The sequence below is a fragment of the Haloarcula sp. JP-Z28 genome, from assembly GCF_011440255.1.
Lineage (GTDB): Archaea > Halobacteriota > Halobacteria > Halobacteriales > Haloarculaceae > Haloarcula > Haloarcula marismortui.
In genome coordinates this window covers 1-1,432 of the sequence record NZ_JAAOHT010000154.1, presented here as the reverse complement: position 1 = coordinate 1,432, position 1,432 = coordinate 1, and the positions used below count along the sequence as shown (strand labels likewise).

Below are 1,432 nucleotides of genomic sequence, written 5' to 3'. Positions count from 1 at the left end.
GTGTGCCAGTGGCAGCTATAATCCCGAATATCGGTCTCCTATGAGGTTTTGAGGCCGTCAGTTCTGCTGACCCCTTGCAAAGGGATATACCGGAGTAGGCCTAACGTTGCATGTGAGTACCACGCAGGGAAAGGGAGACGCGGCGTCGCAATCGGAAAGCGACCGCCGCTCCGGCGTCCGTTGCGCTGGCGCTGTATTTCTACGCTGTCCGCGGCGACAGACAGTCGGGCCAGCTCCTCGGTTTCTGGCCGACAACCGTCTTCGGCCTCCCTCACTTCGCACCGCGAAATCAAACGGCTGCTCCAAGCGGACGCTAACTGAGCAGGGGTTGCCGTCGATTCACAGCAGTGTAGCAAACGACGCGTAAGCACGGCCCGACCAGCCACCACCACATGAGCTCAACCTTCACACAGACCATCGCACGCATTGACCTCGACACACGAATCCAGTACGGCATGATGCTCCTCTTCGGAGGGCTCTGTCTGATAGCGGCGGCCTCTCCACTTGGCACCCTCACCAAAGCTGTCGTCGTCTCCGCTCTGTTCGGATTTACCGGCGGACTCTGGGTATCGCATCTCGTACAGATTATTCAGGAGGCAGCGACGGCACAGTCTGAGGCCGACAATGAGTGAAGACGTCGTTGAGGAACAACAGCCACAGACGTCGGGCTTCCTCAATGGCCTCGAATTTCTCACCGGTGAGGACCCAAGCGCAGGCTCGTTTCTCTTGGTCGTCGGGATGGTCACCTGCGTATTTATCGCTGGCTTCCAGTTTCTGCTGAACCCACCGATTTCGACGCTTCTCACCGGGCTTGTTCTGGTCATCAGTGTCATCAGCTTCATCATGGGCGCGGTGCTGGATATGCTCGATTACTTTGAAACCCCGTAGCAGTCGCTACTTGACTGCAGAAAACCGTAGTTAGTGGCCAAGCGACGATGTTTTGCTATCGGTTTCCGGGTGCTACCGCTCCGGCTCTTCTGCAAGTGCCGTTTCGCGCAACCGTTTGCACTCCTCGCTTTCGGCAGTTAGCTCAGGGACCGGCGTTGGTTTCCCGTCGTCGACTGCGACGAAGGTGGCGTACGCGCTGGTCGTCTCCTCTGTTTCGCCCGTGTGTGGCTCCTCGCGTGCGACCTCGATGCGGACCCGGACGCTGGTTCGGCCCGTGGCGTAGGCGTAGGAGTCGATGAGAGCGGTGTCGCCGATGGGAATCGGGCGCTCAAAATCGACGCGGGACATCTGTGCGGTCACGCAGGTCTCTCTGGCGGCCCGCATGGCCGACATCGCGCCGATTTCGTCCATCCACTTCATGACGATGCCGCCGTGGGCGCTCTGGTAGTTGTTCGCGTGAGTGGGCTGGACGCGCTCGCGGTTGATGATGTGCGTCTCGGCGATGGTCGGCATACCTGCCTGTAGGGTCTGTTCCGGCAAAACG

General features: G+C 59.6%; 3 protein-coding genes. 2 read left to right on the top strand and 1 reads right to left on the bottom strand.

Features of this window, described 5'->3' with window-relative positions:
• The first annotated feature begins 392 nt into the window (after positions 1-392).
• Positions 393-632: a hypothetical protein gene (locus G9463_RS23630; protein WP_004959240.1), complete on the top strand. Its 240-nt coding sequence runs from the start codon at positions 393-395 to the stop codon at positions 630-632.
• Positions 625-888 (top strand): hypothetical protein, encoded by a 264-nt coding sequence (locus G9463_RS23625; RefSeq protein ID WP_004959237.1) that lies wholly within the window; start codon positions 625-627, stop codon positions 886-888. Before G9463_RS23630 ends, G9463_RS23625 begins: the two co-directional genes overlap by 8 nt.
• Before the next feature lie 72 nt (positions 889-960).
• On the opposite strand, the gene G9463_RS23620 is transcribed toward G9463_RS23625, so the two are convergent.
• Positions 961-1,401 (bottom strand): acyl-CoA thioesterase, encoded by a 441-nt coding sequence (locus G9463_RS23620; RefSeq protein WP_004959235.1) that lies wholly within the window; start codon positions 1,399-1,401, stop codon positions 961-963.
• Between the last annotated feature and the right edge of the window lie 31 nt (positions 1,402-1,432).

Coding starts and splice junctions, on each gene's coding strand:
- G9463_RS23625 (WP_004959237.1), top strand. CDS start 625: ATGAGTGAAGACGTCGTTGAGGAACAACAGCCACAGACGTCGGGCTTC.
- G9463_RS23620 (WP_004959235.1), bottom strand. CDS start 1,401: ATGCCGACCATCGCCGAGACGCACATCATCAACCGCGAGCGCGTCCAG.
- G9463_RS23630 (WP_004959240.1), top strand. CDS start 393: ATGAGCTCAACCTTCACACAGACCATCGCACGCATTGACCTCGACACA.